We start from the raw sequence: 24,842 nt of genomic DNA, 5'->3' as shown, positions 1-24,842 counted from the left end.
CGTGCCTGGCCTGGTCCTCGGGACTGGCCCAGCAGACCGCGCCGAGCCCCTGGACCAGCGGGCCCACGGTGTCGACGTTGACGACGCTCGCGTCGAAGCCGAGGCCCAGCGCGATCCGGCCCGCCAGCAGCGAGGCCTCCGGCGCGGCCGGCGCGCCGAAGGAGGCGAGCCGCTCGGCCACCGCGGCGGCGTCCGCGACCAGCCGCCCCGAACCGCGCCCCGCGGCGAGCCGCGCCTCGATCAGCACCAGCCGTGCGTGCGTCTCCCACCAGGGGCGCCGCTGCCCGGCGAACAGCCGCACCGCCAGTGCCGCGCGCGCGATCGCGGTGTGCGGGTCGTTCGCCAGCCGGGCCGCCCGGGCCGCGACCAGCAGCAGCTCCGCCTTGCGCGTGGACTGCCCGCCGATCCCGTCGAGCACGCCTATCGCCGCGTCCGCCTCGGTGAGCGCCTCCGAGGCGAGACCGGCCGCCATCAGGACCTCGCAGCGCCGGATGTAGAGCATGAAGGACGGCGTGCCCAGCTTGGCGTACTGCTCCTCGGCCTCGTCGAGGAGCCGCAGCGCGACCGGTACGTCCCCCTGCTGGAAGGCGGCCAGGCCCCGGCTCTCCACGATGTCCGCCTTCTCGTGCTCCTGGCCGGTGGTGTCCCACATGGCCTCGGCGGCCGCGAAGTCCGCGTCCGCCCGGTCCACCGCGCCGAGCGCGAGATGCACGGTGGCCCGCAGGGTCAGCGCCCGAGCCGTCCAGATGACGTCGTCGGCCTGCCGCAGCACGGGAATCGCCCGCCGTACGTCCTCCAGCGACTCCCGGTGCCGGCCCAGCACCCAGGAGGCGTACGCCCGCCGGTACAGCACGCGTGCGCGTGTGTGCCCGCCGCTGACGACGACACCCCGCTCCAGCGCCTCCAGGCCCTGCCGGGTGCGGCCGGAGTGGACGAGCGCCACACCGAGCGTGGCCAGGACGTCCCCCTCGCGGTCGGCGTCCTGGGCGCGCGCCGCCAGGTCCCGGGCCCGGCGCAGATGGTGCAGCGCCAGCCTGATGTCGCCCCAGTCCCGCTGCCAGATCCCGATCACCTGGTGCGCCACGGAGGCATGCCAAGGCGACGGATCGGACACCAGCACGCCCTGGGCCCGCGCCAGAGCCTCGTTCGGGGCCGCGAACACCATCGGCAGCAGTTCGAGAACCGAGTCGCTTCCCGCTGTCACCCCAAGGATGGTAGTGGCCCTGGTCACGCCCCACACCGGTTTGTCGCTGTATCAATCAACGGGCCCGCGACTCTGATTGACGACTGTCGCCTCAGTGGGAGGACACGCCATGGCACCACAGCGATTCCACGAGCAGTTCGACCAGATCCAGCGCTCCATGCCCGACGTCCCCCTGGCGATGGGGCCCGACGACGCGGCGGAGTTCATCTACGAGAAGGGCGTGGTCCTGGCCCGGGACGGTGAGGAGGCGCGGCTCGTCGAGGACAGCGTGCGCACCCACTTCACCGAGGCGACCGGCCTGACCGCCGACCACGTCCGCCGGGCCGGCCCGGAGACCAACCGCTCGGGCATCACCCGCATCCAGGTCGGCGACCCCGGCCACGGCGACCGGCACTCCGACCGCGCGGTCGCCCACGCCCTGCGCGCCATGCGCGAGCACGAGGGACGACAGCAGCGCCGGCTGATCAGCCGTAACCACGTGGTCTCGATCGCGCCGGTCAACTCCTGTCCCGGGGACGAGCCCGTCCCCGCCCCGCTCACCGGAGGCACCAACCCGGCCGCCGCCTCCGCCGGTTACGACGGGGACACCGCGGTCAGCGTCCTGGTCATCGACAACGGCCTCACCCACGACTACTCCGCCGTCCCGCTCCTCGCCCACGTCCAGGGCGACCTGCACGGCACCGAGACCGACTCCGACGGCAACCTGCTCCAGTACGTCGGCCACGGCACGTTCATCGCCGGCCTCCTGGCCGCCGTCGCACCCAACACGAACGTCACCGTCCGCAACACCCTGAACGACGCAGGCGCCATCCTGGAGTCCGAACTCGGCCAGCGCCTGTTCGACGCCATAGACGAGCACGGCTGGCCGGACGTCATCAGCCTGTCCGCCGGCACCGCCAACGGCAGCACCGAAGGCCTGATCGGCCTCGACGCCTTCATGGAAGAACTCCGCGCCCAGGGCACCCTCCTGGTCGCCGCCGCCGGCAACAACTCCAGCGCCACCCCGTTCTGGCCCGCCGCCTACGCCAGCCTGTCCGACTACGCCGACGTCGTGCTGTCGGTCGGCGCCCTGCGCGGCGACGGCGAGTACGGCGCCTGCTTCAGCAACCACGGCGCATGGGTGAACGTGTACGCCCCCGGCGAGCGCCTCACCAGCGCCCTCACCGGCTTCGACGCGCCCGTGCCGTACGTCTACCAGCACACCACCTACGAGGAGTGCCGCTTCGGCTTCACCTACGCGTGCACCTGCCAGTACCCGCGCCACACCGGCGTGCTCAGTGCGGCCGGCACGCCCAGCTCCGTCAAGGCGGACCAGGTGATGTTCGAGGGGTACGCGCACTGGAGCGGCACCTCGTTCGCCACCCCGGTGGCCGCCGGCATGGTCGCCGCCTACATGACCGCCAACAAGATGGGCGACGCGCGCGCCGCCCGTACCCAGCTCCTGGCCGCGAACGGCGCGTACGCGGAGGTGCGCGGGGCGCACGTACCGGCGCTGCGCCCGCCGACTTGGCGCCCGGCGCCGGTCACGCAGCTGGCTCCTCCGGCATGAGGTCTGGAACGGCCCCTTCCACGGCGTACGATGTCATGCCGTACACGAGGGGTGGGGCCGTGGACCGAGCAGATGTCGGCGCGTTGGTCCAGTCCGCCGTCGATGGCGACGCGGCGGCCTGGAAGGCGCTCGTGGAAGGGCTGAGCCCGCTGGTGTGGTCCGTCGTGCGCGCGCACCGGCTCTCCGACGCCGACGCGCACGAGGTGTACCAGACCGTGTGGTTTCGTTTCGCCCAGCATCTGGGGCGGATCCGCGAACCGGAGAAGGCGGGGTCCTGGCTCGCGAGCACCGCGCGGCACGAATGCCTGAAGGTGCTCAAGAGCTTAAGGCGGCTCACCCCCACGGACGATCCCCAGGTCCTCGACCGGATCAGCGAGGACCGTACGCCCGAGCAGTCGTTCCTCGACCTGGAGGAGGCAGCCGCCGACCGCGAGCGCATCCGGCACCTGTGGCAGGAGTTCGAGGAACTGGGCGAGCGGTGCAGACTGCTGCTGCGCGTCCTGATGGCTTCACCGCCGCCCAGTTACCAGGAGGTGTCCTCGGCCCTCGGTATCGCCGTGGGCAGCATCGGACCGCTGCGCCAGCGCTGTCTGCGGCGCCTGCGGGCACGACTCGAAGCACGGGGAGCGGCGTGAGGGACATGGACGACATCAGTGACATCAACGGCGAGGATCCGGACGGCATCGAGGACCCGGACGACACCGACGACCTCGGTTTCGACCTGCTGGAGGAGGAACTCCGCCAGGCCGCCGGCATCCTGGACCCGGTGCCGGCCGAACTGCGGCAGATCGCCGTGGAGGCGTTCGCGCTGCACGACCTGGACGCCCGTATCGCCGAGCTGACCTTCGACTCGGTGGTCGACGCCATCCCGGTGAGGGGAGCGGTGGACGTACCGCGGATGCTGACGTTCCACGCGGGCGGCGTCACCGTCGACGTGGAACTGACCGCACAGGGCCTGATGGGGCAGGTACTGCCCCCGCAGTCGGCCCGTATCGAGGTGCTGCGCGGCCCGCAGGCGGGCGCCCCGCTGACCACCGACGACATGGGGCGCTTCACGTACGGCGAACCCCCGGCCGGTCCCTTCGCACTGCGGCTGCGGACCGGCGAGGGAGTCCTCGTCACGGACTGGCTGACGGTTTGACCCGCGACCCTGCCCGCATCCTCACCAGGTGACGGGCAGGGTCCGCGGCCCCCGGATCATCGTCCGGCGCCGCCACACGACCTGGTCCGCGGGGACCGCGAGCCGCAGTCCGGGCATCCGCTCCAGCAGCGTGTCGACCATCAACTCGGTCTGCATACGGGCCAGTACGGCGCCCGTGCAGTAGTGCGAGCCGTTCCCGAAGGACAGGTGCGGGTTGGGATCGCGGCCGGTGTCGATCCGGTCCGGTTCCGGGAAGACGTCCGGGTCGCGGTTGGCGGCGAGATAGGAGACGTACACCGGGTCGCCCGCGGCGATGCGATGGCCGTGCAGGTCGACGTCCTCCAGGGCGATGCGGGCCAGGCCGACCGAGGTGCGGTGCGGGATGTAGCGCAGCAGCTCGTCGAGCACGGGTCCCCGGGCCGACGGCTCGCGTGAGCGCATGTCGGCCATCAGCTCCGGCCGCGTGAGCATCAGGAACAGCATCTGGCCGCAGTTGTGGGTGACGGCCTCGCCGCCGATCTGCAGCGGCCCGGCGAGCCCGACGGCCTCCTCCTCGCCGATCTCACCGCGCGCGACGGCGGCACCGAGCAGCGAGTACACGTCCTCGTCCGTGCTGTGCGCGCGGGCCCGGACCGTGTCCGTGATCCAGCCGTACATGCCCTGCTTGGCCCGGTCGGCGGCCTCGGCGCCACCGTTCGTGGAGATGATCTGCCGGGTCCACGCGTGCACCCGCTCCCGGTCCTCGGCGGGCACCCCCATCACCTCGCTGACCACGGCGATCGGGAACGGCTCCAGCACCCGCTCGATCAGGTCGGCCGGCGGCCCGTCCCGCAGTACCCCCGCCACCAGCTCGTCGAGCAGCTCCTGCGCGCGGGGCCGCAGCCGTTTCATCGCCGCCACCGTGAAGGCGCCCGCGACCGGCCTGCGCAGCCGGTTGTGGTCGGGCTGGTCGGCGAAGGCCAGCGAACCGGGCCGCGGCTTGAAGTGCGGGGCCATCCTGGTCACTTGGCGCCGGGTGACCTCGGCGCGGCCGAACCGCGGGTCGTTGGTGATCGCCTTCACGTCGGCGTGGCGGGTGGCCAGCCAGGCCCAGCCCTCGCCGTGCGGCAGCCGGATGCGGGTCAGCGGGCCTTCGCGCATCAGGTCCGCGAGCACCGGGTCGAACTCGGTGCCGGCCAGGTCGAGCGAGGGCCAGTCCCGCACGGGCGGCGGGACCTGGGCGGTCAGGAGGGTGGGATCCTCGGTCATGCCCCCACCCTCACCGGCCCCCGCCCGCCTGTCGCGCGGGAGTGCTCCAGCCGGAGGTCAGCCCGACACGGCGTCGACCAGCCGGGCCAGCGCCGCCCCGAGCCGCCCGAGCCCCGGCCCGGGAGGCCCACCCGGCTCGGTCATGTACGTGTCCCGCCGGATCTCCACCATGAGAGCGGACACGCGGGCGTCCTTCCCGTAGAACTCCAGGGGTACGTACGTCCCGCCGAACGGACTGTCCAGTCCCGTCTCCCCGCAAGCGGCGAAGGCCTCCCGTGCCGCCTCCAGCAGCTCGGGCGGCGTGTGGAAGGGGTCCGTGCCCAGACAGACCTGCGGGCGCGGCCCCTCGCCGTGCAGCTCGTACGGCAGCGCGGCACTCGGATAGGAGTGGACGTCGACGACGACGGCCCGCCCGGTCGCCGCCAGCCGGCCCGCCACCGCCTCCGCCATGGCTTGCGCGTACGGCCGGAAGTAACGCTCGATCAATGGCTCGGGGTCGCCGTCGCCGGGCCGCAGCACCTCCCGGTGGGTCGTCCGCGTGTACACCGCGCCCATCCCGACGGACAGCATCTCCTCCCGCTCGTCGGGGAAGCGCTCCGGGTCGACGACCAGCCGCGACAGCCGGTTCACGAACCGCCAGGGAGCCGGCCCCGCCGACCCGGCGGCGACCTCGGCGATCTCCGCCGTGTGCGCGTCGGTGATGTGGTCCAACTCCCGTGCCAGGGCGGTGTCGTCAAGCACGATCCCGGCCCGCACGGCTGCCGGGATCTCCCGCGCCGAGTGCGGCACGTGCAGGATCACGGGGGAGCCGTCGGCGCCGGGCAGCAGCTCGTAGGCGGCAGTCATCGCCGCCCGCCGAACTCCCACTCATGCACCTCGATGTCGGCGTACCGTTCCGCGGTCAGAAGGGCCCGCGCCTTGTCGGCGTCCGAGGCCCGGACCAGTGCCGCGGTGCCGAGCCAACGGGCGCCGTCGTCGGACAGCAACGGCCCGTAGGCGACGATCTCGTCCTTGTCCGCCGGTACGTCGAGATCGGCGGCCTCTCCCGAACCGAACCCGAGCACCAGGTACCGATTGCCGCCACTCCGGCCGCCCGGGAACTCCCACATGGTGCGCCCCAGCAGATTGCGCCACCGGCGCAGCAGCACGTCCCGGTACACACCGGCCTGGTAGTTGGGCTCGTCGAAGGCGAACGCGCGGGCGGCGGCGGGATCCGGGAGATCGACGATGTGCACACTGCCGGTCGGCGTCTCACCGTCGACGCCGAACGTCGGACCACGCGCGATCAGCTCGGCCTCGAACCGGTCCATGTACGACCAGTGCGCTTCCCCCAGCTCTTCCCGCAAGGCGAGTGACCCGACCCGGTCACGGTGGTAACAGAAGAACTCCATGGCCACAGCCTGCCAGCCGGTGGCTACCGATCGCCCCGGGATATCCGTACGACCGCGAGGCCGCCGTCCAGATCGACGGTCGTCCGGTGCGGCGGCGCCCCGTCCTCCTCGTCGTCCCGCAGCACCAGCGCCGACTGCCGCTCCTTGAGCTCGTTCTGCTTGCCCGGCGAGAAGCTCGCGTGCAGCTGCTCGAACCCGGTCGCCGACACCTGCCCCTGCCGCCCGCCCATCCGCCACGGCAGCAGCCCGGCCCGCCCGGCCCGCAGCAGCAGCTGATCGGCGAAGGCGATGACGGTGAGCAGGATGACCAGGCCCGGCAGCGTCATGAAGACGGCGAATTCCATGCCGCCAGTATGCGGGCCGAGCGCGGGCCGTTGTCAGACCCGCGTCCTACTCTCGGACCATGACCGTCCACGAGCTCTCGCGCACCGACGCCCGCCGTATCGCCGTCCGGGCCCAGCTCCTGGACGCCGTGCGGCCGGAGGGGCTGTTGGAGGTCGTCCGTGGGCTTTCCCTGCTGCAGATCGACCCGACCGCGGCGATCGCTCCCAACGCCGATCTGGTGGCCTGGAGCAGGCTCGGATCGGCGTACGCACCGGCCGAGTTGACGGCCGCACTGGAGAAGCGGTCGCTGCTCGAACTGCAGGCGATGATCCGGCCCGCCGAGGATCTCGCCCTGTACCGCGCCGAGATGGCCGAGTGGCCGGAGCGGGGGACGCCGTCCTCGTGGCGGGAGTACCACCGCACCTGGGTGGCGGCCAACGACGCCTGCCGCAAGGACATCCTGGCCCGCCTCGGCGCCGAGGGCCCGCTGCCCTCCCGCGCCCTGCCGGACACCTGCGCCAAGCCGTGGAGGTCGAGCGGCTGGACCGACAACCGCAACGTCACCAAGCTCCTGGAGCTGATGGTGCAGCGCGGCGAGGTCGCCGTCGCAGGCCGCAGTGGCGGTGACCGCCTCTGGGACCTCGCCGAGCGGGTCTACCCGGACACCCCGCCGGTCCCGGTCGAGGAGGCCCTGCGCGTCCGCGACGAACGGCGCCTGCGCGCCCTCGGCATAGCCCGCGCCCGCGGACCCGAGTGCCAGGTCGAACCGGCGGACGTGCGCGAGGCGGGGGAGGAGGCCGTAGTCGAGGGCGTGCGCGGCAAGTGGCGCGTGGATCCTGCCCAGTTGGGGCGGTCCTTCGAGGGCCGTACGGCCCTGCTGTCCCCCTTAGACCGCCTCGTCCACGACCGCAAGCGCACCACCGAGCTGTTCGAGTACGAGTACCAGCTGGAGATGTACAAGCCGGCCGCCAAGCGCCGCTGGGGCTACTTCGCGCTCCCGATCCTGTACGGCGACCGGCTCGTCGGAAAGCTCGACGCCACCGCCGACCGCAGGGCCGGGGTGCTGACGGTGCACGCGATCCACGAGGACGTGCCCTTCGAGGCGGCCGTGCGCCACGAGGTGGGTCAGGAGATCGCGGACCTGGCGCGCTGGCTCGACCTGGAACTCGTCCTTCCCCACTGAAGGGGCAGCGCGGGGGCGGACTGCACGCGTACGTCGAGGAGCGAGTGCTGACAGGAGTACGACGGTTCCCTGTCGACCAGCAGCTGGTAGGTGATCGTCGTGCCGCTGCCGATCCGCCCGGGACCGATCCTCAGCTCCGCGCCGTGGATCCGGGCCGGCGGGGCCAGCGCCGCGCTCGGCAGGGACTCGCCGGCGAGGATCTCGGCGTACGGCACACCGAGGCTCACCCGGAACGGCTCGCCCCGGTCGAAGGCGCTGCTGGCGATATCGCGCCGCCCCCGGTTGGTGAGCACCACCGTGACCAGGTGCGGATCGGCCAGCAGGGTACCGTTGCGCCGGATCTCCAGGCTGCCGTCGATACGCCGCCGCACCAGCCGGGCATGGGTCACGGCGTAGGTCAGGCGCCGCCTGGGATGGGAGACCCTGAACGCCGCCCAGATCGCGCCCCAGCCCCCGAGGACGGCGACGAAGACCCCGGCCGCGGCCCAGAAGGTGTCCGTCGCGTAGAAGGGGCCGGAGGCGAGGGCGTCCATGGGCTGCTCCGCTCAGTGACGGCGGACGGGGCCCGCGCCCGCCGCGTCGAGGAACCTGCGCCATTCGTGCGGCGAGAACACCAGGGCGCCGCCGCCGGGGTGCTTGGAGTCCCGGACGGCGACGACATCACCGACGACGGCGACCTCGACGCATGCTCCGTTGCCCGAACTGCGGCTGCTCCTGCGCCAGTCGGCGCGTATCAGCTCGGCCCGCGACGGCCGTCGGACGTGGTGCGTGGTCATGACGCGTGCATCTCCCTTGCGATCCGCTCCAGGGTCACGGATGTGTCGTGCGGGTCCGGAGCGGCGGCCCGCACCAGGTCGAAGGTCTGGATGAAGGTGCGCACGTCGCGCTCCTTCTCCAGGTAGACGTTGCCGGCGATGGAGTTGACGTAGACGACGGTGGGCGTGCGGGGCTCGAACTCCAGCAGGGAGAAGGTGCCCGCCAGCGCGGCGTGCGCGCCCTTGGCCGTCGGCATGACCTGGATCGTCACGTTCGGCATGGTCGTCGCCTCGATGAGGTGCTCCAGCTGGGCCACCATCACCTCCCGGCCGCCGACCGGCCGGCGCAGCGCGCTCTCCTCCATCACCACCCACAGCTCCAGCGGGTCCGGATCGCGGGTCAGCAGCGCCTGCCGCTCCTTGCGGAAGCGCACCAACTGGTCCACTTCCTGCGGCTCGTTGGGCCGTACGGCCGCGATCACGGCACGGGCGTACTCCTCGGTCTGGAGCAGGCCGTGCACGAACGTCGGCTCGTACGAGCGCAGAACGCGGGCGTCGGCCTCCAGGCCCGCGTAGGTGGCCATGCCCGAGGGCAGCACCTCGGCGTAGTGGGTCCACCAGCCCTGCTGCTGGGCGTCCTTGTGGATCTGCATGACCGTCTCGACGCGCACCGGGTCGGTGACGCCGTACCACTGGAGCAGGTCCCGTACGTCCCGTGCCTTGATCGGGGCCTGGCCCGTCTCCACCCGGCTGATCTTGGACATGGAGCACTCCAGGTGGCTCGCCACGTCCTCGATCCGCTTGCCGGCGTGTTCCCGCAGGCGCCGCAGCTCGGATCCGAGCTGGCGCCGTCGTACCGTCGGGCCCCCGGCCGTGGCCATCGCCTCACCCCTCGCACTCGACAGGCCGATGTCTTGCTCCATGCAAGTGTGCCCGCCACTCAACGGCCTTGTACCGGCGCTGACTTGGTTCGAGACATTTGGCTCACGCAATTGCGTGGAGGAAGTCCCTCTGCCGGAAACGCCGCCGCCCCGGCAGGCGGAATGCCTTGCCGGGGCGGCGACTTGGGGACCCTCGGGTCACCGGCGTCAGGTCACTGCGGTCAGCTGAGGGACGCCAGCGCCTCGTTCCACGTGGCGGACGGACGCATCACCGCGGCCGCCTTCGCCGGGTCGGGCTGGTAGTAGCCGCCGATGTCGGCCGGCTTGCCCTGGACGGCGAGCAGCTCGTCGACGATCTTCTGCTCGTTGGCGGCGAGCGTCTCGGCGAGCGGCGCGAAGGCCTTCGCGAGGTCGGCGTCCTCGGTCTGCGCGGCCAGCTCCTGCGCCCAGTACAGGGACAGGTAGAAGTGGCTGCCGCGGTTGTCGATGCCGCCGACGCGACGGGTCGGGGACTTGTCCTCGTTGAGGAAGGTCGCCGTGGCGCGGTCGAGGGTGTCGGCGAGGACCTTGGCCTTCGGGTTGTCCGTGGCCGTTGCGTACTGCTCCAGGGACGGCACCAGCGCGAAGAACTCACCGAGCGAGTCCCAGCGCAGGTAGTTCTCCTTGACCAGCTGCTGGACGTGCTTCGGGGCGGAGCCGCCGGCGCCCGTCTCGAACAGGCCGCCGCCCGCCATCAGCGGGACGACCGACAGCATCTTGGCGCTGGTGCCCAGCTCCAGGATCGGGAAGAGGTCGGTCAGGTAGTCACGCAGCACGTTGCCGGTCACCGAGATGGTGTCCTCGCCGCGGCGGATGCGCTCCACCGACAGCTTGGTGGCCTCGACGGGGGCGAGGATGCGGATGTCCAGGCCCTCGGTGTCGTGCTCCGGCAGGTACGCGTTGACCTTGGCGATCAGGTTGGCGTCGTGTGCGCGGGTCTCGTCCAGCCAGAAGACGGCCGGGTCGCCGGTGGCGCGGGCGCGGGTGACGGCGAGCTTCACCCAGTCCTTGATCGGCGCGTCCTTGGTCTGGCAGGCGCGGAAGATGTCGCCCGCGGCGACCGGCTGCTCGATGAGGACGTTGCCGGCCTGGTCGACCAGACGGACCGTGCCGGCCGCCTTGACCTCGAAGGTCTTGTCGTGGGAGCCGTACTCCTCGGCCTTCTGCGCCATCAGGCCGACGTTCGGGACCGAGCCCATGGTCGACGGGTCGTAGGCGCCGTTGGCGCGGCAGTCGTCGATGACGGCCTGGTAGACCCCGGAGTACGAGGAGTCCGGGAGCACCGCGAGGGTGTCGGCCTCCTGGCCGTCCGGGCCCCACATGTGGCCGGAGGTGCGGATCATGGCCGGCATCGAGGCGTCGACGATGACGTCGGACGGCACGTGCAGGTTGGTGATGCCCTTGTCGGAGTCGACCATCGCGAGGGCCGGGCCCTCGGCGAGCTCGGCCTCGAAGGACGCCTTGATCGCGTCGCCCTCGGGCAGCGCGGCGAGGCCGCCGAGGATGCCGCCCAGACCATTGTTCGGGGACAGGCCGGCGGCGGCGAGCGTGGCGCCGTACTGCTCGAAGGTCTTCGGGAAGAAGGCGCGCACGACGTGGCCGAAGATGATCGGGTCGGAGACCTTCATCATCGTGGCCTTCAGGTGCACCGAGAAGAGCACGCCCTGGGCCTTGGCCTCGGCGATCTGCGCGGTGAGGAACTCGCGCAGCGCGGCCACGTGCAGCACGGACGCGTCGACGACCTCGCCCGCGAGGACCGGTACGGACTCGCGCAGCACGGTGGTGGAGCCGTCCTCGGCGACGAGCTCGATCTTCACCGAGCCCGACTCGGAGATCACCACGGACTTCTCGGTGGAGCGGAAGTCGTTCTCGCCCATGGTCGCGACGTTCGTCTTGGACTCGGGGGACCAGGCGCCCATGCGGTGCGGGTGGGTCTTGGCGTAGTTCTTGACCGAGGCGGGGGCGCGGCGGTCGGAGTTGCCCTCACGCAGGACCGGGTTCACGGCGGAGCCCTTGACCTTGTCGTAGCGGGCCTGGATCTCCCTCTCCTCGTCGGTCTTCGGGTCGTCCGGGTAGTTCGGCAGCGCGTAGCCCTGGCCCTGCAGCTCGGCGATCGCGGCCTTGAGCTGCGGGATCGACGCCGAGATGTTCGGCAGCTTGATGATGTTGGCCTCGGGCGTCTTCGCCAGCTCGCCCAGCTCGTGCAGGGCGTCCGGGATGCGCTGGTCCTCCGCCAGGTACTCCGGGAACACCGCGATGATGCGCCCGGCCAGCGAGATGTCCCGCGTGGCCACGGCGACACCCGCCTGCGAGGCGTACGCCTGGACCACCGGCAGGAAGGAATACGTCGCCAGGGCCGGGGCCTCGTCAGTGTGCGTATAGATGATGGTCGAGTCAGTCACCGGGTGCTCCGCTCCACGTCTGCAACATTGCTCGACATCAAGATATCTCGTGACCGAGGCCGGCTCGACAGGGGTGGGGAGTGACATGGCTTGCCCTGGTCGAGGGCGAAGCCGCCACCGGCATGCAACCAATCGCCGGATCTTGTGGTCTCGGATGTAGATCGTGCATCTGATCGTCGACGGCCGGAGTTGACCACCCAGCCGTCCGAGCGAAAGCTGACCATGAGATATCGCACCAGAGTGACGGCCCCAGCGGCCGCCCTGATCGGTACGGCCGCGGCACTGACGGTGGGGGGTACGGCGCACGCCGCGCCGAAGGACGCCGCAGCTCCCGGCCCAGAGACCCTCGGCGACCCCGTCTACCCGAGCCTCGGCAACGACGGCTACCGCGTCGCCGCCTACCACCTCGACCTCGCCTACGACGCGACGACCAAGCTCGTCGACGCCACCGCCACGCTGAGGATCCGCACCACCCAGGCCCTGACCCGCCTCTCCCTGGACGCCCTCGGCCTGGACATACGCACCGTCCGCGTCGGCGGCCGCACCGCCGCCTTCGAGCAGGTGGACGAGAAGCTGCGCATCACCCCCGCCCGCCCGCTGCCCGCGAAGGCACGCGTGACGATCTGCGTCGAGTACGGCGCCGACCCGGGCCGCGCCCTCGCGCACACCGCCTGGGTCGTCACCCCTGACGGCTTCGCGATCTGCCCGCAGCCGAACTCCGCGCACACCGTCTTCCCGTGCAACGACCACCCGTCGGACAAGGCGGACTTCACCTTCCGCGTCACCGTCCCGGCCGGCCTGCGCGGCGTCGCGAACGGCCTGCTCACCGGCGCCGAGACCCTCGCCGACGGCCGCACGGCGTACTCGTACCGCTCCCGCGAACCGATGGCCACCGAGCTCGCGCAGATCACGGTCGGCGACTACGTCGTCAAGGACCGCCAGGGCCCGCACGGTCTGCCCCTGCGCGACGTCGTCCCCGCCGCACGGGCCACCGCCCTGGAGCCCGCCCTCGCGCTGACCCCCGGCCTGGTCGACTGGCTGGAGCAGCGGCTCGGGGCGTTCCCGTTCGAGACGTACGGACTGCTGCCCTGCAACTCCGACGACCCGAACGCCTTCGACTTCACCGGCCTGGAGACCCAGACCCTCACCCTGTACAAGCCGAACTTCCTGCTCCAGGAGGAGAAGAAGATCGGCTCGCACATGATGCACGAGCTGGTCCACTCCTGGTTCGGCAACATGGTCAGCCCCGCCACCTGGGCCGACCTGTGGCTCAACGAGGGACACGCCGACTTCTACGGGCTGCTGTACCGCTACGAGCGCGGCTGGGCCGACTCCCTCGGCCTGACCACGATGGAAGCCCGCATGAAGGACACCTACGCGCGCGGCGACCAGTGGCGCCACGACTCCGGCCCGGTGGCCGCGCCCGACGCGGTCAACCTCTTCGACAGCCAGCGCTACCTGGGCGGCGTACTGGTCCTGTACGCCTTCCGCGAGCTGGTCGGCGAGGACGTCTTCCACGCCGTCGAGCGCGCCTTCCTGGAGCGCCACCGGGGCTCCTCGGCGACGACGGAGGACTACATCGCCGTCGCCTCGGAGGTCTCGGGCCAGGACCAGTCCGGCTTCCTGCGCGACTGGCTCTACGGCACGAAGACCCCGCGCATGCCCGGCCACCCGGACTGGACGGTCACCCCGGTCCAGTCGTCCCTGGCCTCCCCCCACAGCCGCAGGGGTGGCCACTGGCACGAGAACTCGGCGACGCTGTAGCGCCGGACCGGCCGCCCCTGCAGGGCATTCTCGGACAGGAGTGATCAGAGGCGCTCCGCGACCGCTGCGACGCGCTCGCCGTCGTGCTCGCGCAGCAGCTCGCGGAGCGCTTCGCGCACGGCGTTGTCCTCCTGCTCAAGGCCGGTACGGCGCAGCGCCTGTTGCCAGGCCTGGTCGTCCTGGGCCCCGAGGGCGAGCCAGTACAGCCCGGGGCGACCGTCCACCGCCCTGCGCAGATGGGCCTGGAGCGCGGGCCAGCGCGCGGCGATCTCCGCCAGGACCACCAGATGCAGCGCCTGCTCCACGGAGAGCCGGTGGGGTCCGCGCTCCTTGTGCCCGACCACGCGCAAGTAGAACTGCCAGATCGTGAGCAGCCGTTTCGCCTCGCGGATCGACAGGTCCGTCTGTTCGCCGAGGCGCTGTTCGAGGAGAGCTCGGACGGTCGGGTGGGTCTCCAGGTTGCGGGCTTGTGCCTGGGCTGCCGACTCGGGTTCCGGCCAGCTCTCGACGCTCGTGGGCGCGGGGGCCGCGCCGCTTCCCGTGACGGGCGCGGGAGACGGGCCGGTCGTCCGGGCCTGGGCTTCCTCCTCGGCCTCCGCCTCGGGAGTCTGTGCGGCTTCGGCGGTCTGCTGTGTCTCCGCCGGGTCCGGAGCGGTCGACGATCCCGTGGTCGGGAGGTGTGCGGATGCCGTTACCGGGCCCAGGAGCCCGGTCAGGGCCGAGCTGATCCCGGTGTCGTCGATGGGCGGCAGCGGCACCGGGAGTTGGATCAGCTTGCGCAGGAAGGTCCAGCCCCAGGACGGGTCGCCGTTGGGCGGGCGCTGGGCCCTGAGCCCGGATTCCTTCTCCTGGTACGCCTGGTCGAGGTGACGGGCGACGACCGCCGGGTCGAGGCCGATCACGAAGCGGCACTGTCCCTTGTCGTTGTTCAGCGCGCCGGACAGGAACAGATTGATCGCCTCGAACACCTCGGCGGTGGCCTTGGGGGAGCACCGGTCGAGGTCGTCCACGAACACGATCAGCTCGTCGCCGCTCTCGCGAAGGCTGGCGAGCAGCTCCCGGATGTCGTGCTGGACGAGATAGAGGTAGCCCGACCGTGCGTGGTAGAGCGGATCGCGCATCGCCGGGTCGACCGCGGGGCCGGCACCGGGGGCGAGGGCACCGCTGAGCACCGGTCCGTCCAGGATCTCGGCGGGGAGGTAGGAACGGGCGCGTCCGAAGCAGAAACGGACGGCGGAGTGCACAAGTCCGATCGACACCAGCGCAGCTGGCAGCAGGAGCGCGAGCGACGGCGCAGTCGCCTTCCAGCCCCAGAGGTCGTATCTCTTGTCGTCCTTGGCGAGTTGCGCGATCACCGGTACGAGGAGGGCGAAGACGGCGACCTTGAACAGCGGCGAGCGAATGTTGCGCCAGAAGGTCATGCGCAGCTGCCGGGTGTCCAGCCGGAGCCGGTTGCGCAGGAGCCAGTAGCGCTCGCGGGACTTCACGTCCGGTCCCAGGCAGGGCTGCGTCGACTCGAGGACGGCCGCGGTGAGGCCGGCCCACACCTGCTCGTCGGACTGGTGGGACCAGGGGTCGAAGCGGGCGATGACGGGACGCCGACGGGGGGTGGCGGACGGGGATTGCGACGGCTGCTTTCCGTCGCGTCCGGTGAGGATGCGATGGGCCTCGGCCGCCGAGAGGTACGTCGGGGCGGGCTGCCGATCGGTCTCGTCGGCTTGCTGCTGCCCCGGACCGGGAGCCAGCCGCCGCTCCAGCTCCTGCTCGATCAGCCCCATCGTGGTCGTCTTGCCCGAACCCCAGGGACCTTCCAGTGCGACCACGGCCGGGCCGGTCATGTCGGTGTGGCCCACGATTGCTTCTGGGGACCCGTCCGGGGCGGAGAGAAGGAGGTCCGCGACGGCTTTGACGATCGGCGTACGGCCCAGGAGGTCCACGTCCGCCTTTCGGTCGCCGAAGCCTCTTGTTTGGAGGGCGGCTTCACCGAGGGATGCCGGGGGAGTGGGTTGTGCAGCTGACTCGTTCGTGAGAGACAGGTTGGACGAGTAGGGCAGGTATCGCTCTTCGAACCGCTCGACGGCGTCAATCACCATGCGTGGTGCCCGGGAGGAAGCGAACAGGGCGCGCAATGCGGCCGTCTGAATTCTGCCGATCGCGTCGAAGCCGGGGCGATCGAGGTCTGGGATCTTGACGCGGTTGGCGATCTCGTTCCAGGACTCATGGGCGAGCTCCGGAAATTGATGCAATGTCGGTGTGAAGGCCGTCACGGCTCGGAGGAAAGCCTCCGGGCGGCCTTCTCCGGTGACCAGAGGCCCTAGCTCGGTGTGTACGGCGCTGTCCCAAACGCTCCGTACTCCTGATGGAGCGGACTCCAGGCTCGGCAACTCCGGAGCTCCGGGCATGTCTGTTCCATCCACCAGAACCAGGATTCTGAAGGGTTCGTTAGATCTCCGAAGCAGGGCTCGCTCGATTACGGTCAGGACTGGATTCAGCGAGGTGTACGGCCAGTCGAGGACGAGCAAGGTGGGTTCCACAAGTTCCGTCAGCGCATCGAGCAGACCTTCGGTTGGGTCTTCCTGCAAGATGCCCACGGCCCAGCCCTGTTCGGACATCGTGGTCGCGAACTCTCTGGCCAAACGGCGCTTTCCGAAGCCGGGTGGGGCTGTGCACACGTTGACTTCGACGTCATCCGTCGAGTGGGTGCACCACTTCGTCAGACGGTCGAACTCCTTCTCCCGGCCATAGAATGGAACGGCTGCGAGCTCAGGTTTGAGGAGGTCGAGAGGAGAAGCGGCGTTTCGGTGCGGTAGCGGTGAGTCAACCCATTCCGCCAGTTCCACAGGCTCCGTGACGAGGGGCCCGCCGAGGATGTGCTCAAGGAGCTGAGGCAGGTCTTCAGAATGGCGAATTTGGCTTATCCGTACGACTGCCAGCCGGTCAGGAGGTTCAGTGAGATCCGAGACGATGCCCACCAAGTGATCCCCGACGTATACAGGTGCACCGCGGACAAGGGGGCCGGAGCTGCTGTGGAATGACGAGGCGTCCTCGGAAAGGACCCAGGCCGGCGTGAAAGACCCGGACACAGGACTGATGGTTCCCGTCAAACCCACCACGTGCTCCGAGTCCTTGTCCGCGACCCTGGTCACGACAACGCACGACTCCGGACGGCGGCCGGAGAGAGTCCCCCATTTGATCGGGGCTGGAGCCAGGCTGCCTCGGAGCGACTCGAAGTCGTCCATCACCAGTAGGGCGAAGTCGTGGTCCCTCTCGCCGTGCCACCCGACAGTGCACGGTTGCCCGGGTCCGTCGGGGCTCCCGGCAGTGAAGTGCACATGGAAGGTCGGTGTTCGTGATACAGCGCCCTGAACCATCCTCACGCTCGTGAGGATCAGCCTTTCTCCGATCCAGAATCCTGCCCCCACCACCTGATCATCGACCGTCACGGTCACGATCCGAGCCGCGTCCACCCCCACGCCCCCACCCCTCCCAGCCACCGGCCGACCCCACCCCCTACCAGATACCAAACCGGCGGCCGCGGAGGGATGAACTCAGCTCACCCCGGCGTCGATTCACGCTGCTGAGGTATGACCACCGCCCCCTGCTGCAGCGCCACCGTCCGCGCCGGAGCCGGAATCCGGATGCCCTCCTCTCGGTAGCGCTTGTGCAGGGCCTTGATGAACTCGTGCTTGATGCGGAACTGGTCGCTGAACTCGCCGACGCCCAGGATGACCGTGAAGCCGATGCGGGAGTCGCCGAAGGTGTGGAAGCGGATCGCCGGTTCGTGGTCCGGGACCGCGCCGGTGACCTCCGTCATCACCTCGGCGATGACCTCCATGGTCACCCGCTCGACCTGTTCGAGGTCGCTGTCGTAGGCGACCCCGACCTGCACCAGGATCGTCAACTGCTGCTCGGGACGCATGAAGTTGGTCATGTTCGTCTTGGCGAGCTGCCCGTTGGGGATGACGACCAGGTTGTTGGAGAGCGCCCGGACCGTCGTCTGGCGCCAGTTGATGTCCTCGACGTAACCCTCCTCGCCGCTGCTGAGGCGGATGTAGTCGCCGGGCTGCACGGTCTTCGAGGCCAGGATGTGGATGCCCGCGAAGAGGTTCGCGAGCGTGTCCTGGAGCGCGAGGGCGACCGCAAGACCGCCGACGCCCAGGGCGGTGAGCAGGGGCGCTATGGAGATGCCCAGCGTCTGCAGCACCACCAGGAAGCCGATCGCCAGGACCAGCACCCGGGTGATGTTCACGAAGATCGTGGCCGAGCCGGCGACCCCGGAGCGCGAGGTGGTGACCGCCCGCACCAGACCGGCCACGACCCGGGCCGCGGTCAGCGTCACCACGAAGATCAGGACGACGGTCAGGATCTGGTTGACATGGTTCTGGACCGTTCTCGTCAGCGGCAGCACCCCGCCCGCGGCAGCCGCGCCGCCGACGATCGCCGCCCACGGCACCACCGTCCGCAGCGCGTCCACGATGACATCGTCACCGCTCCAGCGGGTGCGGTCGGCGTGCTTGCCCAGCCAGCGCATCAGCATGCGCAGCAAGAAGGCCGCCAGCAGGCCCGCGGCCAGCGCGATTCCCGCGAGGACCAGGTCGTCCACGGTGAGCGCTCGGTTCACCGGTTACCTCCAAAACTCAGGATGTGCAGCCGCTCATCCTGCCGCATCCGCACAGAGGTTCGTACTCCGCACGTTTAGAGCTGTTCAAGCGGAGCTGTCAACTTCCTGTCGAGACAGGGCAGTTGACTTCCGCTGCGGCCCCTCGCGGACTTGGCTGCTGCTCTGGCTCCATCGCACAACGGCTTCCGGACCCCCCACCCCCAACGGAAGGCAGACACTGTGCACCAGGAATCGCTCGACTACCTCGTCATAGGCGCCGGTCCGGCCGGACTCCAGCTCGGCCGGCTCCTCCGGACGGCGGGACACGACTACCGCATCCTGGAGAGCGGCGGCACCCCGGGCACCTTCTTCCGGACATTTCCGCGCCACCGCAGACTCATCTCCATCAACAAGGTCCACAACGGCACTTCGGACCCCGAGCTCAACCTCCGTATGGACTGGAACTCGCTGCTGTCCGACGACCCCGACCTGCTCTTCACCCGTTACACCAAGCGCTACTTCCCGGCCGCCGACGACCTCGTGCGGTATCTCGCCGACTTCGCCGAGGCGTTCAAGCTCGACATCGCCTACGACACCCGGGCGGTCCGCATCACACGGGACGGGAACGGGTTCGCGGTCACCGACCAGCACGGCACCGAGCACCGTGCCCGGCGGCTGGTCATGGCGACCGGCGTCACCCGCCCCTACATCCCCGACGTTCCCGGCATCGAGACGGCGGAGCAGTACGCGGACGTGTCCGTCGACCCCGAGGAGTTCACCGACCGGCGGGTCCTGATCCTCGGGAAGGGCAACTCCGCTCTGGAGACCGCTGACAACCTTGTCGAGACGGCCGCCGTGATCCACGTGGCGGGGCCGCACGGCATCAGACTCGCCTGGAACACGCACTTCGTCGGCCATCTGCGCGCGGTCAACAACAACTTCCTCGACACCTACCAGCTCAAGTCCCAGAACGCCCTGCTGGACGGCCACGTCCAGTCCATCGAGAAGGACGGCGACCGCTATCGCGTGCGCTTCAGCTTCTCCCGGGCCGACGAGGTGGTGAAGGAACTGGTCTACGACCGGGTGATCGTGTGCACGGGCTTCCGCTTCGACGCCTCGCCGTTCGACGAGGACTGCCGGCCCGAACTCGTCATCAACGACCGCTTCGCCGCGCTCACTCCGGCCTATGAGTCCGTCAACGTGCCCGGCCTCTACTTCGCCGGCACCCTGATGCAGCAGCGCGACTTCAAGAAGTCCACCGGCGGCTTCATCCACGGATTCCGTTACGCCGTACGGGCGTTGAGCCGCATCCTCGACGAACGCCACCACGACCGCCCCTGGCCCCACAGCCCTCTCGCGGCCGAGCCGACGCGGCTCGCGGACGCCGTGGTGGAGCGCGTCAACCGGAGCTCGGCTCTGTGGCAGCAGTTCGGCGTGCTCGGCGACCTGATCGTCACGGAGCCGGACGGGACGGCCCGCTACCACGAGGAAGTCCCCGTCGACTACACGCACGGGTCCCAACTCACCCGCGACCGCGACTACTTCACCGTCACCCTGGAGTACGGCCCCGACCACGACAAGGTCGACCCCTTCGACATCACCGTGCGCCGCACCGCGCAGAACTCCGTCGACGACGCCTTCGACGCGTCGTATCTCCACCCGGTGATACGCCACTTCCGCGACGGCGGGCTTCTCGCCACCCACCACCTGGCCGAGAACCTGGAGAACGAGTGGGATCACCCGGACGTCCACCACGCCCCGCTCGCCGCCTTCTTCGCCCGTGAGCTGAACCGGGAGCCGGCGTCGGAATCCACCGGCGCGGGGCGGTGAGGCGGCCGTGATGTTCTGTGTGAAGGACTTCGAGGCGGCGGCACGGGAGAAACTCGACCCCGTGCACGCCGACTTCATCGCCGGCGGCGCTCGCGACGAGATCACCGTACGGGCCAACGAGGAGGCGTTCGGCCGGCTGCGTCTGCTACCCCGCGTGCTGCGCGGCCGTGCGGTGTCGGATCTGGACGTCACCCTCTTCGGCGGCCGTACCCGGCTGCCGGTCCTGCTCTCGCCGACCGCCTTCCACAAACTCGTCGATCCCGAAGGGGAGTTGGCCACCGCGCGGGCCGCGGCCGCCGCCGGGGCCGTCATGATCGCGAGCATGGCGTCGACCGTGGCCGTCGGCGAGGTCGCCGCCGCGGCCCGCGCCGCCGCCGGACCCGGCGAGACCGTACCGCTGTGGTTCCAGCTCTACCTCCAGCCCGACCCGGAGATCACCGAGGCCCTGGTCCGCCGCGCCACCGACGCCGGCTGCACCGCGCTCGTCGTCACCGTCGACTCCCCGGTCCTCGGCGCGAGCGAACGCAACCGGCGCAACGGCTTCCACGACCTCCCCGCAGGTCTGCGCTGCGAGAACCTCGTCGACCTGCGCGACGGCGAGTTCGGGCACGTCCGCCAGATCGCGATGTCCCCGGAGTTCTCCTGGGAGCACATCACCTGGCTGCGCTCGGTCACCGACCTGCCGATCCTCCTCAAGGGCGTCCTGCACCCCGAGGACGCCCGGCTCGCGGTCCGGCACGGCGTCTCCGGGCTGCTGCTGTCGAATCACGGCGGCCGTCAACTCGACACCGTCCCGGCCACGTTGGAGGTGCTGCCCGAGATCGTCGCGGCGGTGGAGGGCCGGATCCCCGTGCTGCTGGATGGCGGCGTGCGCCGCGGCACCGACGCGGTCAAGGCACTCGCGCTCGGCGCGCGGGCGGTCGGCATCGGCCGCCCGGTGATGTGGGCGCTGGCCGCCGACGGCGAGAAGGGCGTGCGCAAGCTGCTGGAGCTGCTGCGCGAGGAGATCGAGGACGCGCTCGCCCTGTGCGGAGTGGCCGGGCTCGACGAACTCACCCCGGGCCTGGTCCGCCCGGCCTGGTCCGGTCCGCTGTTCGGCGGAGCGGTCTCATGAGCGCGACGGGATGGCTGCTCTCCGCGGCCGCTCTCGCGCTGGTGGCGAGCCTGCCGTACTGGCTGCCGAAGTCGGTGGTCGCGCTGCGCGTGCGCATCTTCGCCCGCGTCAACGGCGAGGAGGGCATCGCCGCACCCGGACTCGAAGTCCCCGCCGAGGAGTTCAAGCAGGTGTACGGCCATCCGGCCGCCAATGGCCGCAGCCGGGGCGCCGCCCTCTCCGACCTGTTCTGGTACTGGCTCTCGCCCGGCCCCGAGGTCCACCAGGAGCATCTGGAGCCCGGCCCCCGCTACGACGAGGTGGCCCGCACCACCCGGCAGATCCTCGCCGGGCCGTCCCGCGCCGAGTGGACCGAACTGGTCGGCCGCTGCACCGGGCGCGTCCTGGACGAACTGGACGGCGACGAGCGCGTCCACCGCGTGCGGCTGCGCGACCTGATGATGCCGGTGTGGGCCGAGGTCTACTACGAGGTCGTCTTCCGCGAGCCGTGTCCACGCCCCGTGCGCGACCTGATCGTGGGCAACGCCGACGACGTGGTCTCCGCCCTCAAGTGCACGCGCCTGCGCCACATGGACCGCCGGACCCGTCTCACCGCGTACCTCCGCGAGCGCCTCGCCCACGACCCGCCGCCGGTGCCGCTGCCCGTGCTGCTGAGCGAGCGGGAGCGGGCGTACTACCTCCAGGGGACCTTCTTCAACACGGCCGTCGTGCAGATGTCGGAGGCCATGGCCCACCTGCTGCTCGCCCTCGCCACCCACCAGGACGTACAGGAGCGGCTGAGGTCCGGCGACCGCGACTACCTCGACCACGTCGTCGACGAGACCCTCCAGCACTTCCCCCTGTTCGGCGTGGCCCACCGCATCACCACGGCGGAGATCCCGCGCGCGGGCCGGCCCGCCATCCCCCCGGGCTCGGTGCTTCTCTTCAACTACCCCGAGTACCAGCGCTCGGGCACCACCGAGGCCGACCGCTTCGACCCCGACCGCTGGTTGTCGAAGGACACCCGGCCCACCGCGTCCATCCCGTTCGGCGTCACCGCCAACCGCCCCTGCCCGGCCCGCGGTTTCGCCGTGCTCACCATGCGGGTCGCGGCCGAGGAGGTGTTACGGCGGTTCCGTCTGGAGTCGGCCGCCGAGCACACCCGTTCGCTGCCCAACCGCGGCCCCTGCCTGCTGGTCCCGCACACGGACCAGCGCACGCCCCGGCTGCGGCTCGCGGCGATGCGCCTCGCCGACCACTGGGCGAACGTGCCGCGCAGCCTCACCCAACTCGTCCTCGGCACCTACATGGTGTGGGACGCCCGCCGCCAGGGCCTGTGCCGACGTTACTTCGCCGAGTCGTCCGGCGGCCCGTCCCCGTCCGTCGTCGGCAGCCGCTGAGAAGGAGCGACCATGACACCTGTCGAACTCGCGCCCGCCTTCTTCGCGGCCGTCGTCGTCATCCTGCTGACCTGCCGAGCCGTCGTCGCCGTCAGCGGCCGGTTCGGACAGCCGCCGGTCGTCGGCGAGATGATCGCCGGAGTGCTGCTCGGCCCCTCGCTGTTCGGGCTCGTCGCGCCCGCCGCCTCCGACGCGGTCTTCCCCGCCGAACTGAAACCGGTGCTGTACGTGGCCGGACAGATCGGCCTGGTCGCCCTGATGTTCCACGCCGGATACGAGTTCCGGGCCCACGCGAACCGCGGGCTCGCCGGCACCGCCATGGCCGTGTCGGCCGCCGGGGTCACCATCCCGCTGGCGCTCGGCGTGAGCCTCGCGCTCGCGGCGCACGGGCGGGTGGACATCTTCGTCGACGGCGTCTCGGTGTGGGTGACGGCCGCGTTCGTCGGCGTCGCCCTGGCCATCACCGCGTTCCCGATGCTGGCCCGCATCATCACCGAACGCGGGCTGGCCGGCACCCGGTTCGGCTCCCTGTCCCTCGCATCCGGCGCCACCGACGACGCGGTCGCCTGGATCCTGCTGGCCGGCGTGCTCAGCGCGGCCTCCGGCAGACCGAGCAAGGTACTCACCGCCGTCGGCGGCTCACTGCTCTTCGTGGCCGTGCTGTTCCTGGTCGGCCGCCGGCTGCTCGCCCGGATCGTCGAACGTCCCGGCCTGCGCGACGACACGCGCCTCCTCGGCACCGTCGCCGTGCTGTTCTGCGCCGCCTGGTTCACGGACATCATCGGCCTGTACGCCGTGTTCGGCGCGTTCTGCGTGGGCATGGCCATGCCCCGCGGCGAGGCCGCCGAACGCGTGGTACGCACCACCCAGTCCGTCACCCAGGTCGTCTTCGTCCCGATGTTCTTCACCTACTCCGGCCTCAACACCCGCTTCGACGTGTTCGCCGACCCCGGAGTCCTGCTCTTCGGCGCGGCGGCCGTCGTACTGGCCGTGGTCGGCAAGTTCGGCGGCTGCTGGGCCGCGGCCCGCCTGCGCCGCGAACCACCGGCCGTGGCGGTCCGGGTCGGCGCGCTGATGAACGCCCGCGGGCTGATGCAGCTGATCGCCCTGAACATCGGTCTGTCCGCCGGGATCGTCAGCGAGTCGCTCTTCTCGGTCCTCGTCCTCGTCGCCCTGGTGACGACGGTGATGACCGCCCCCGTCCTGTCCTGGCTCGACCGCCGGGACGCGACAAGGGCACAGACCCACACGGCGATGATCGACCCGCAGCTCACAGGTCCGTGAACGACCCGTGCCGTCCCGCACCCGACGCGAACCGGGCCGCCCCCTCCAGACTCTCCGCCAACACACCCATCCCATAACGGAGTTCACCGCGCATCGCAGCCGACTCGTCCAACCCGTCCTGCTCCAGCACCGAAGCCCGGTCGCCCCGCAGGCACGCCTGCGGGAAGCGGGCGATCCCGGCGGCCAGTTCCTCGGCCGCCGTGCGGGCCGTCCCGGTCGGGACCACCCGGTTCGCCAGCCCCATCTCACAGGCCTCCGGCGCGCCCACCGCCCGCCCCGTGAGGATCATGTCCAGCGCGCGGCTCTGCCCGATCAGCCGGGGCAGCCGTACCGTCCCGCCGTCGATCAGCGGGACGCCCCAGCGGCGGCAGAAGACCCCGAAGACGGCGTCCTCCTCGGCCACCCGCAGATCGCACCACAGCGCCAGCTCCAGACCGCCCGCCACCGCGTGCCCGGCGACCGCGGCGATCACCGGCTTGGACAGCCGCAGCCGGGTCGGACCCATCGGACCGTCCCCGTCCTCCGCGACCCGGTTCCCCCGCTCCGTGCCGAGCGCCTTCAGGTCGGCGCCCGCGCAGAACGTGCCGCCCTCGCCCCACAGCACCGCCACCGCGGCCTGCTCGTCCGCCTCGAACTCCCGGAACGCGGCGGCGAGTTCGGCGGCCGTCGGCCCGTCGACGGCGTTGCGGACCTCGGGTCGGGAGAGGACGACCGTGGTCACGGGTCCCTGGCGCTCGATACGCACCGGCATGTC

The 24,842-nt window shown here is 70.8% G+C and carries 20 protein-coding genes and 1 pseudogene; 9 read left to right on the top strand and 12 right to left on the bottom strand.

Annotated features, from left to right (window positions below):
* Window positions 1-1,165: pseudogene (locus ABZ848_RS10735) on the bottom strand (CHAT domain-containing protein); the annotation flags it as partial.
* Window positions 1,166-1,313: 148 nt separating this feature from the next.
* Between ABZ848_RS10735 and ABZ848_RS10730 the strand changes: the two are divergent.
* From ABZ848_RS10730 to ABZ848_RS10720, 3 genes are read left to right on the top strand one after another with little or no spacing between them, the layout of a single operon-like run.
* Window positions 1,314-2,753 carry a S8/S53 family peptidase gene (locus ABZ848_RS10730; protein WP_360828603.1) on the top strand — a complete coding sequence of 480 codons (1,440 nt, stop codon included), beginning with the start codon at window positions 1,314-1,316 and terminating at the stop codon, window positions 2,751-2,753.
* Between the two features lie 35 nt (window positions 2,754-2,788).
* Window positions 2,789-3,388: a sigma-70 family RNA polymerase sigma factor gene (locus ABZ848_RS10725; RefSeq protein WP_360828600.1), complete on the top strand. Its 600-nt coding sequence runs from the start codon at window positions 2,789-2,791 to the stop codon at window positions 3,386-3,388.
* A 5-nt stretch (window positions 3,389-3,393) separates the two neighbouring features.
* On the top strand, window positions 3,394-3,894 hold the full coding sequence (locus ABZ848_RS10720; protein ID WP_360828597.1) for a hypothetical protein: 501 nt from the start codon (window positions 3,394-3,396) through the stop codon (window positions 3,892-3,894).
* 21 nt (window positions 3,895-3,915) lie between these two features.
* Here ABZ848_RS10720 and ABZ848_RS10715 read toward each other — a convergent pair whose 3' ends face one another.
* From ABZ848_RS10715 to ABZ848_RS10700, 4 genes are read right to left on the bottom strand one after another with little or no spacing between them, the layout of a single operon-like run.
* Complete coding sequence (locus ABZ848_RS10715; protein ID WP_360828594.1) at window positions 3,916-5,142, bottom strand: cytochrome P450; 1,227 nt, start codon at window positions 5,140-5,142, stop codon at window positions 3,916-3,918.
* A 57-nt stretch (window positions 5,143-5,199) separates the two neighbouring features.
* Entirely contained in the window at window positions 5,200-5,988 is a 789-nt protein-coding gene (locus tag ABZ848_RS10710) for an N-formylglutamate amidohydrolase (RefSeq protein WP_360828591.1), read from the bottom strand.
* Window positions 5,985-6,533: a YciI family protein gene (locus tag ABZ848_RS10705; protein WP_360828588.1), complete on the bottom strand. Its 549-nt coding sequence runs from the start codon at window positions 6,531-6,533 to the stop codon at window positions 5,985-5,987. Before ABZ848_RS10705 ends, ABZ848_RS10710 begins: the two co-directional genes overlap by 4 nt.
* Window positions 6,534-6,556: 23 nt before the next feature.
* The gene (locus ABZ848_RS10700; RefSeq protein WP_360828585.1) at window positions 6,557-6,877 is read right to left on the bottom strand and encodes a DUF6191 domain-containing protein; all 321 of its coding nucleotides are present in this window, start codon (window positions 6,875-6,877) and stop codon (window positions 6,557-6,559) included.
* A gap of 59 nt (window positions 6,878-6,936) precedes the next feature.
* On the opposite strand from ABZ848_RS10700, the gene ABZ848_RS10695 reads away from it, so the two are divergent.
* Window positions 6,937-8,040 (top strand): crosslink repair DNA glycosylase YcaQ family protein, encoded by a 1,104-nt coding sequence (locus ABZ848_RS10695; RefSeq protein ID WP_360828582.1) that lies wholly within the window; start codon window positions 6,937-6,939, stop codon window positions 8,038-8,040.
* On the opposite strand, the gene ABZ848_RS10690 is transcribed toward ABZ848_RS10695, so the two are convergent.
* The 4 genes from ABZ848_RS10690 to ABZ848_RS10675 all read right to left on the bottom strand — a co-directional run bounded on the left by ABZ848_RS10690 (window position 7,983) and on the right by ABZ848_RS10675 (window position 12,117).
* A complete protein-coding gene (locus ABZ848_RS10690) occupies window positions 7,983-8,573 on the bottom strand; it encodes a hypothetical protein (protein WP_360828579.1) in 591 nt (196 codons plus the stop codon). The genes ABZ848_RS10695 and ABZ848_RS10690 overlap by 58 nt on opposite strands.
* A gap of 12 nt (window positions 8,574-8,585) precedes the next feature.
* On the bottom strand, window positions 8,586-8,816 hold the full coding sequence (locus ABZ848_RS10685) for a DUF397 domain-containing protein (protein WP_360828576.1): 231 nt from the start codon (window positions 8,814-8,816) through the stop codon (window positions 8,586-8,588).
* Complete coding sequence (locus ABZ848_RS10680; protein ID WP_360828572.1) at window positions 8,813-9,718, bottom strand: helix-turn-helix transcriptional regulator; 906 nt, start codon at window positions 9,716-9,718, stop codon at window positions 8,813-8,815. Before ABZ848_RS10680 ends, ABZ848_RS10685 begins: the two co-directional genes overlap by 4 nt.
* Before the next feature lie 179 nt (window positions 9,719-9,897).
* The gene (locus ABZ848_RS10675; RefSeq protein WP_360828569.1) at window positions 9,898-12,117 is read right to left on the bottom strand and encodes an NADP-dependent isocitrate dehydrogenase; all 2,220 of its coding nucleotides are present in this window, start codon (window positions 12,115-12,117) and stop codon (window positions 9,898-9,900) included.
* 222 nt (window positions 12,118-12,339) lie between these two features.
* Here ABZ848_RS10675 and ABZ848_RS10670 point away from each other — a divergent pair, with 222 nt between their 5' ends.
* Window positions 12,340-13,881 carry a M1 family metallopeptidase gene (locus tag ABZ848_RS10670; protein ID WP_360828566.1) on the top strand — a complete coding sequence of 514 codons (1,542 nt, stop codon included), beginning with the start codon at window positions 12,340-12,342 and terminating at the stop codon, window positions 13,879-13,881.
* Window positions 13,882-13,925: 44 nt separating this feature from the next.
* Here the strand turns inward: ABZ848_RS10670 and ABZ848_RS10665 are convergent, their stop codons facing one another.
* Entirely contained in the window at window positions 13,926-15,734 is a 1,809-nt protein-coding gene (locus tag ABZ848_RS10665; RefSeq protein WP_360828563.1) for a P-loop NTPase fold protein, read from the bottom strand.
* A gap of 1,700 nt (window positions 15,735-17,434) precedes the next feature.
* Complete coding sequence (locus ABZ848_RS10660; protein ID WP_360828560.1) at window positions 17,435-18,502, bottom strand: mechanosensitive ion channel family protein; 1,068 nt, start codon at window positions 18,500-18,502, stop codon at window positions 17,435-17,437.
* Between the two features lie 219 nt (window positions 18,503-18,721).
* Between ABZ848_RS10660 and ABZ848_RS10655 the strand changes: the two genes are divergently transcribed.
* From ABZ848_RS10655 to ABZ848_RS10640, 4 genes are read left to right on the top strand one after another with little or no spacing between them, the layout of a single operon-like run.
* Window positions 18,722-20,311, top strand: coding sequence for an NAD(P)-binding domain-containing protein (locus ABZ848_RS10655; RefSeq protein WP_360828557.1), 1,590 nt, complete (start codon window positions 18,722-18,724; stop codon window positions 20,309-20,311).
* Window positions 20,312-20,321: 10 nt separating this feature from the next.
* Window positions 20,322-21,425 carry an alpha-hydroxy acid oxidase gene (locus ABZ848_RS10650; RefSeq protein ID WP_360828554.1) on the top strand — a complete coding sequence of 368 codons (1,104 nt, stop codon included), beginning with the start codon at window positions 20,322-20,324 and terminating at the stop codon, window positions 21,423-21,425.
* Window positions 21,422-22,804 carry a cytochrome P450 gene (locus tag ABZ848_RS10645; RefSeq protein WP_360828551.1) on the top strand — a complete coding sequence of 461 codons (1,383 nt, stop codon included), beginning with the start codon at window positions 21,422-21,424 and terminating at the stop codon, window positions 22,802-22,804. Before ABZ848_RS10650 ends, ABZ848_RS10645 begins: the two co-directional genes overlap by 4 nt.
* Before the next feature lie 12 nt (window positions 22,805-22,816).
* Window positions 22,817-24,088 (top strand): cation:proton antiporter, encoded by a 1,272-nt coding sequence (locus ABZ848_RS10640; protein ID WP_360828548.1) that lies wholly within the window; start codon window positions 22,817-22,819, stop codon window positions 24,086-24,088.
* On the opposite strand, the gene ABZ848_RS10635 is transcribed toward ABZ848_RS10640, so the two are convergent.
* Window positions 24,075-24,839, bottom strand: coding sequence for a crotonase/enoyl-CoA hydratase family protein (locus ABZ848_RS10635; protein WP_360828545.1), 765 nt, complete (start codon window positions 24,837-24,839; stop codon window positions 24,075-24,077). The genes ABZ848_RS10640 and ABZ848_RS10635 overlap by 14 nt on opposite strands.
* Between the last annotated feature and the right edge of the window lie 3 nt (window positions 24,840-24,842).

Source organism: Streptomyces sp. NPDC047081 (assembly GCF_040643775.1).
Classification (GTDB): Bacteria; Actinomycetota; Actinomycetes; order Streptomycetales; family Streptomycetaceae; genus Streptomyces.
This window is presented reverse-complemented; position numbering and strand designations above follow the sequence as displayed.

What these genes read in the sequence shown, in the direction of transcription:
- ABZ848_RS10725 (WP_360828600.1), top strand. Translation starts at nt 2,789, where the DNA reads ATGCCGTACACGAGGGGTGGGGCCGTGGACCGAGCAGATGTCGGCGCG.
- ABZ848_RS10640 (WP_360828548.1), top strand. Translation starts at nt 22,817, where the DNA reads ATGACACCTGTCGAACTCGCGCCCGCCTTCTTCGCGGCCGTCGTCGTC.
- ABZ848_RS10680 (WP_360828572.1), bottom strand. Translation starts at nt 9,718, where the DNA reads ATGGAGCAAGACATCGGCCTGTCGAGTGCGAGGGGTGAGGCGATGGCC.
- ABZ848_RS10715 (WP_360828594.1), bottom strand. Translation starts at nt 5,142, where the DNA reads ATGACCGAGGATCCCACCCTCCTGACCGCCCAGGTCCCGCCGCCCGTG.
- ABZ848_RS10685 (WP_360828576.1), bottom strand. Translation starts at nt 8,816, where the DNA reads ATGACCACGCACCACGTCCGACGGCCGTCGCGGGCCGAGCTGATACGC.
- ABZ848_RS10705 (WP_360828588.1), bottom strand. Translation starts at nt 6,533, where the DNA reads ATGGAGTTCTTCTGTTACCACCGTGACCGGGTCGGGTCACTCGCCTTG.
- ABZ848_RS10650 (WP_360828554.1), top strand. Translation starts at nt 20,322, where the DNA reads ATGTTCTGTGTGAAGGACTTCGAGGCGGCGGCACGGGAGAAACTCGAC.
- ABZ848_RS10645 (WP_360828551.1), top strand. Translation starts at nt 21,422, where the DNA reads ATGAGCGCGACGGGATGGCTGCTCTCCGCGGCCGCTCTCGCGCTGGTG.
- ABZ848_RS10670 (WP_360828566.1), top strand. Translation starts at nt 12,340, where the DNA reads ATGAGATATCGCACCAGAGTGACGGCCCCAGCGGCCGCCCTGATCGGT.
- ABZ848_RS10635 (WP_360828545.1), bottom strand. Translation starts at nt 24,839, where the DNA reads ATGCCGGTGCGTATCGAGCGCCAGGGACCCGTGACCACGGTCGTCCTC.
- ABZ848_RS10700 (WP_360828585.1), bottom strand. Translation starts at nt 6,877, where the DNA reads ATGGAATTCGCCGTCTTCATGACGCTGCCGGGCCTGGTCATCCTGCTC.
- ABZ848_RS10695 (WP_360828582.1), top strand. Translation starts at nt 6,937, where the DNA reads ATGACCGTCCACGAGCTCTCGCGCACCGACGCCCGCCGTATCGCCGTC.
- ABZ848_RS10720 (WP_360828597.1), top strand. Translation starts at nt 3,394, where the DNA reads ATGGACGACATCAGTGACATCAACGGCGAGGATCCGGACGGCATCGAG.
- ABZ848_RS10730 (WP_360828603.1), top strand. Translation starts at nt 1,314, where the DNA reads ATGGCACCACAGCGATTCCACGAGCAGTTCGACCAGATCCAGCGCTCC.
- ABZ848_RS10710 (WP_360828591.1), bottom strand. Translation starts at nt 5,988, where the DNA reads ATGACTGCCGCCTACGAGCTGCTGCCCGGCGCCGACGGCTCCCCCGTG.
- ABZ848_RS10690 (WP_360828579.1), bottom strand. Translation starts at nt 8,573, where the DNA reads ATGGACGCCCTCGCCTCCGGCCCCTTCTACGCGACGGACACCTTCTGG.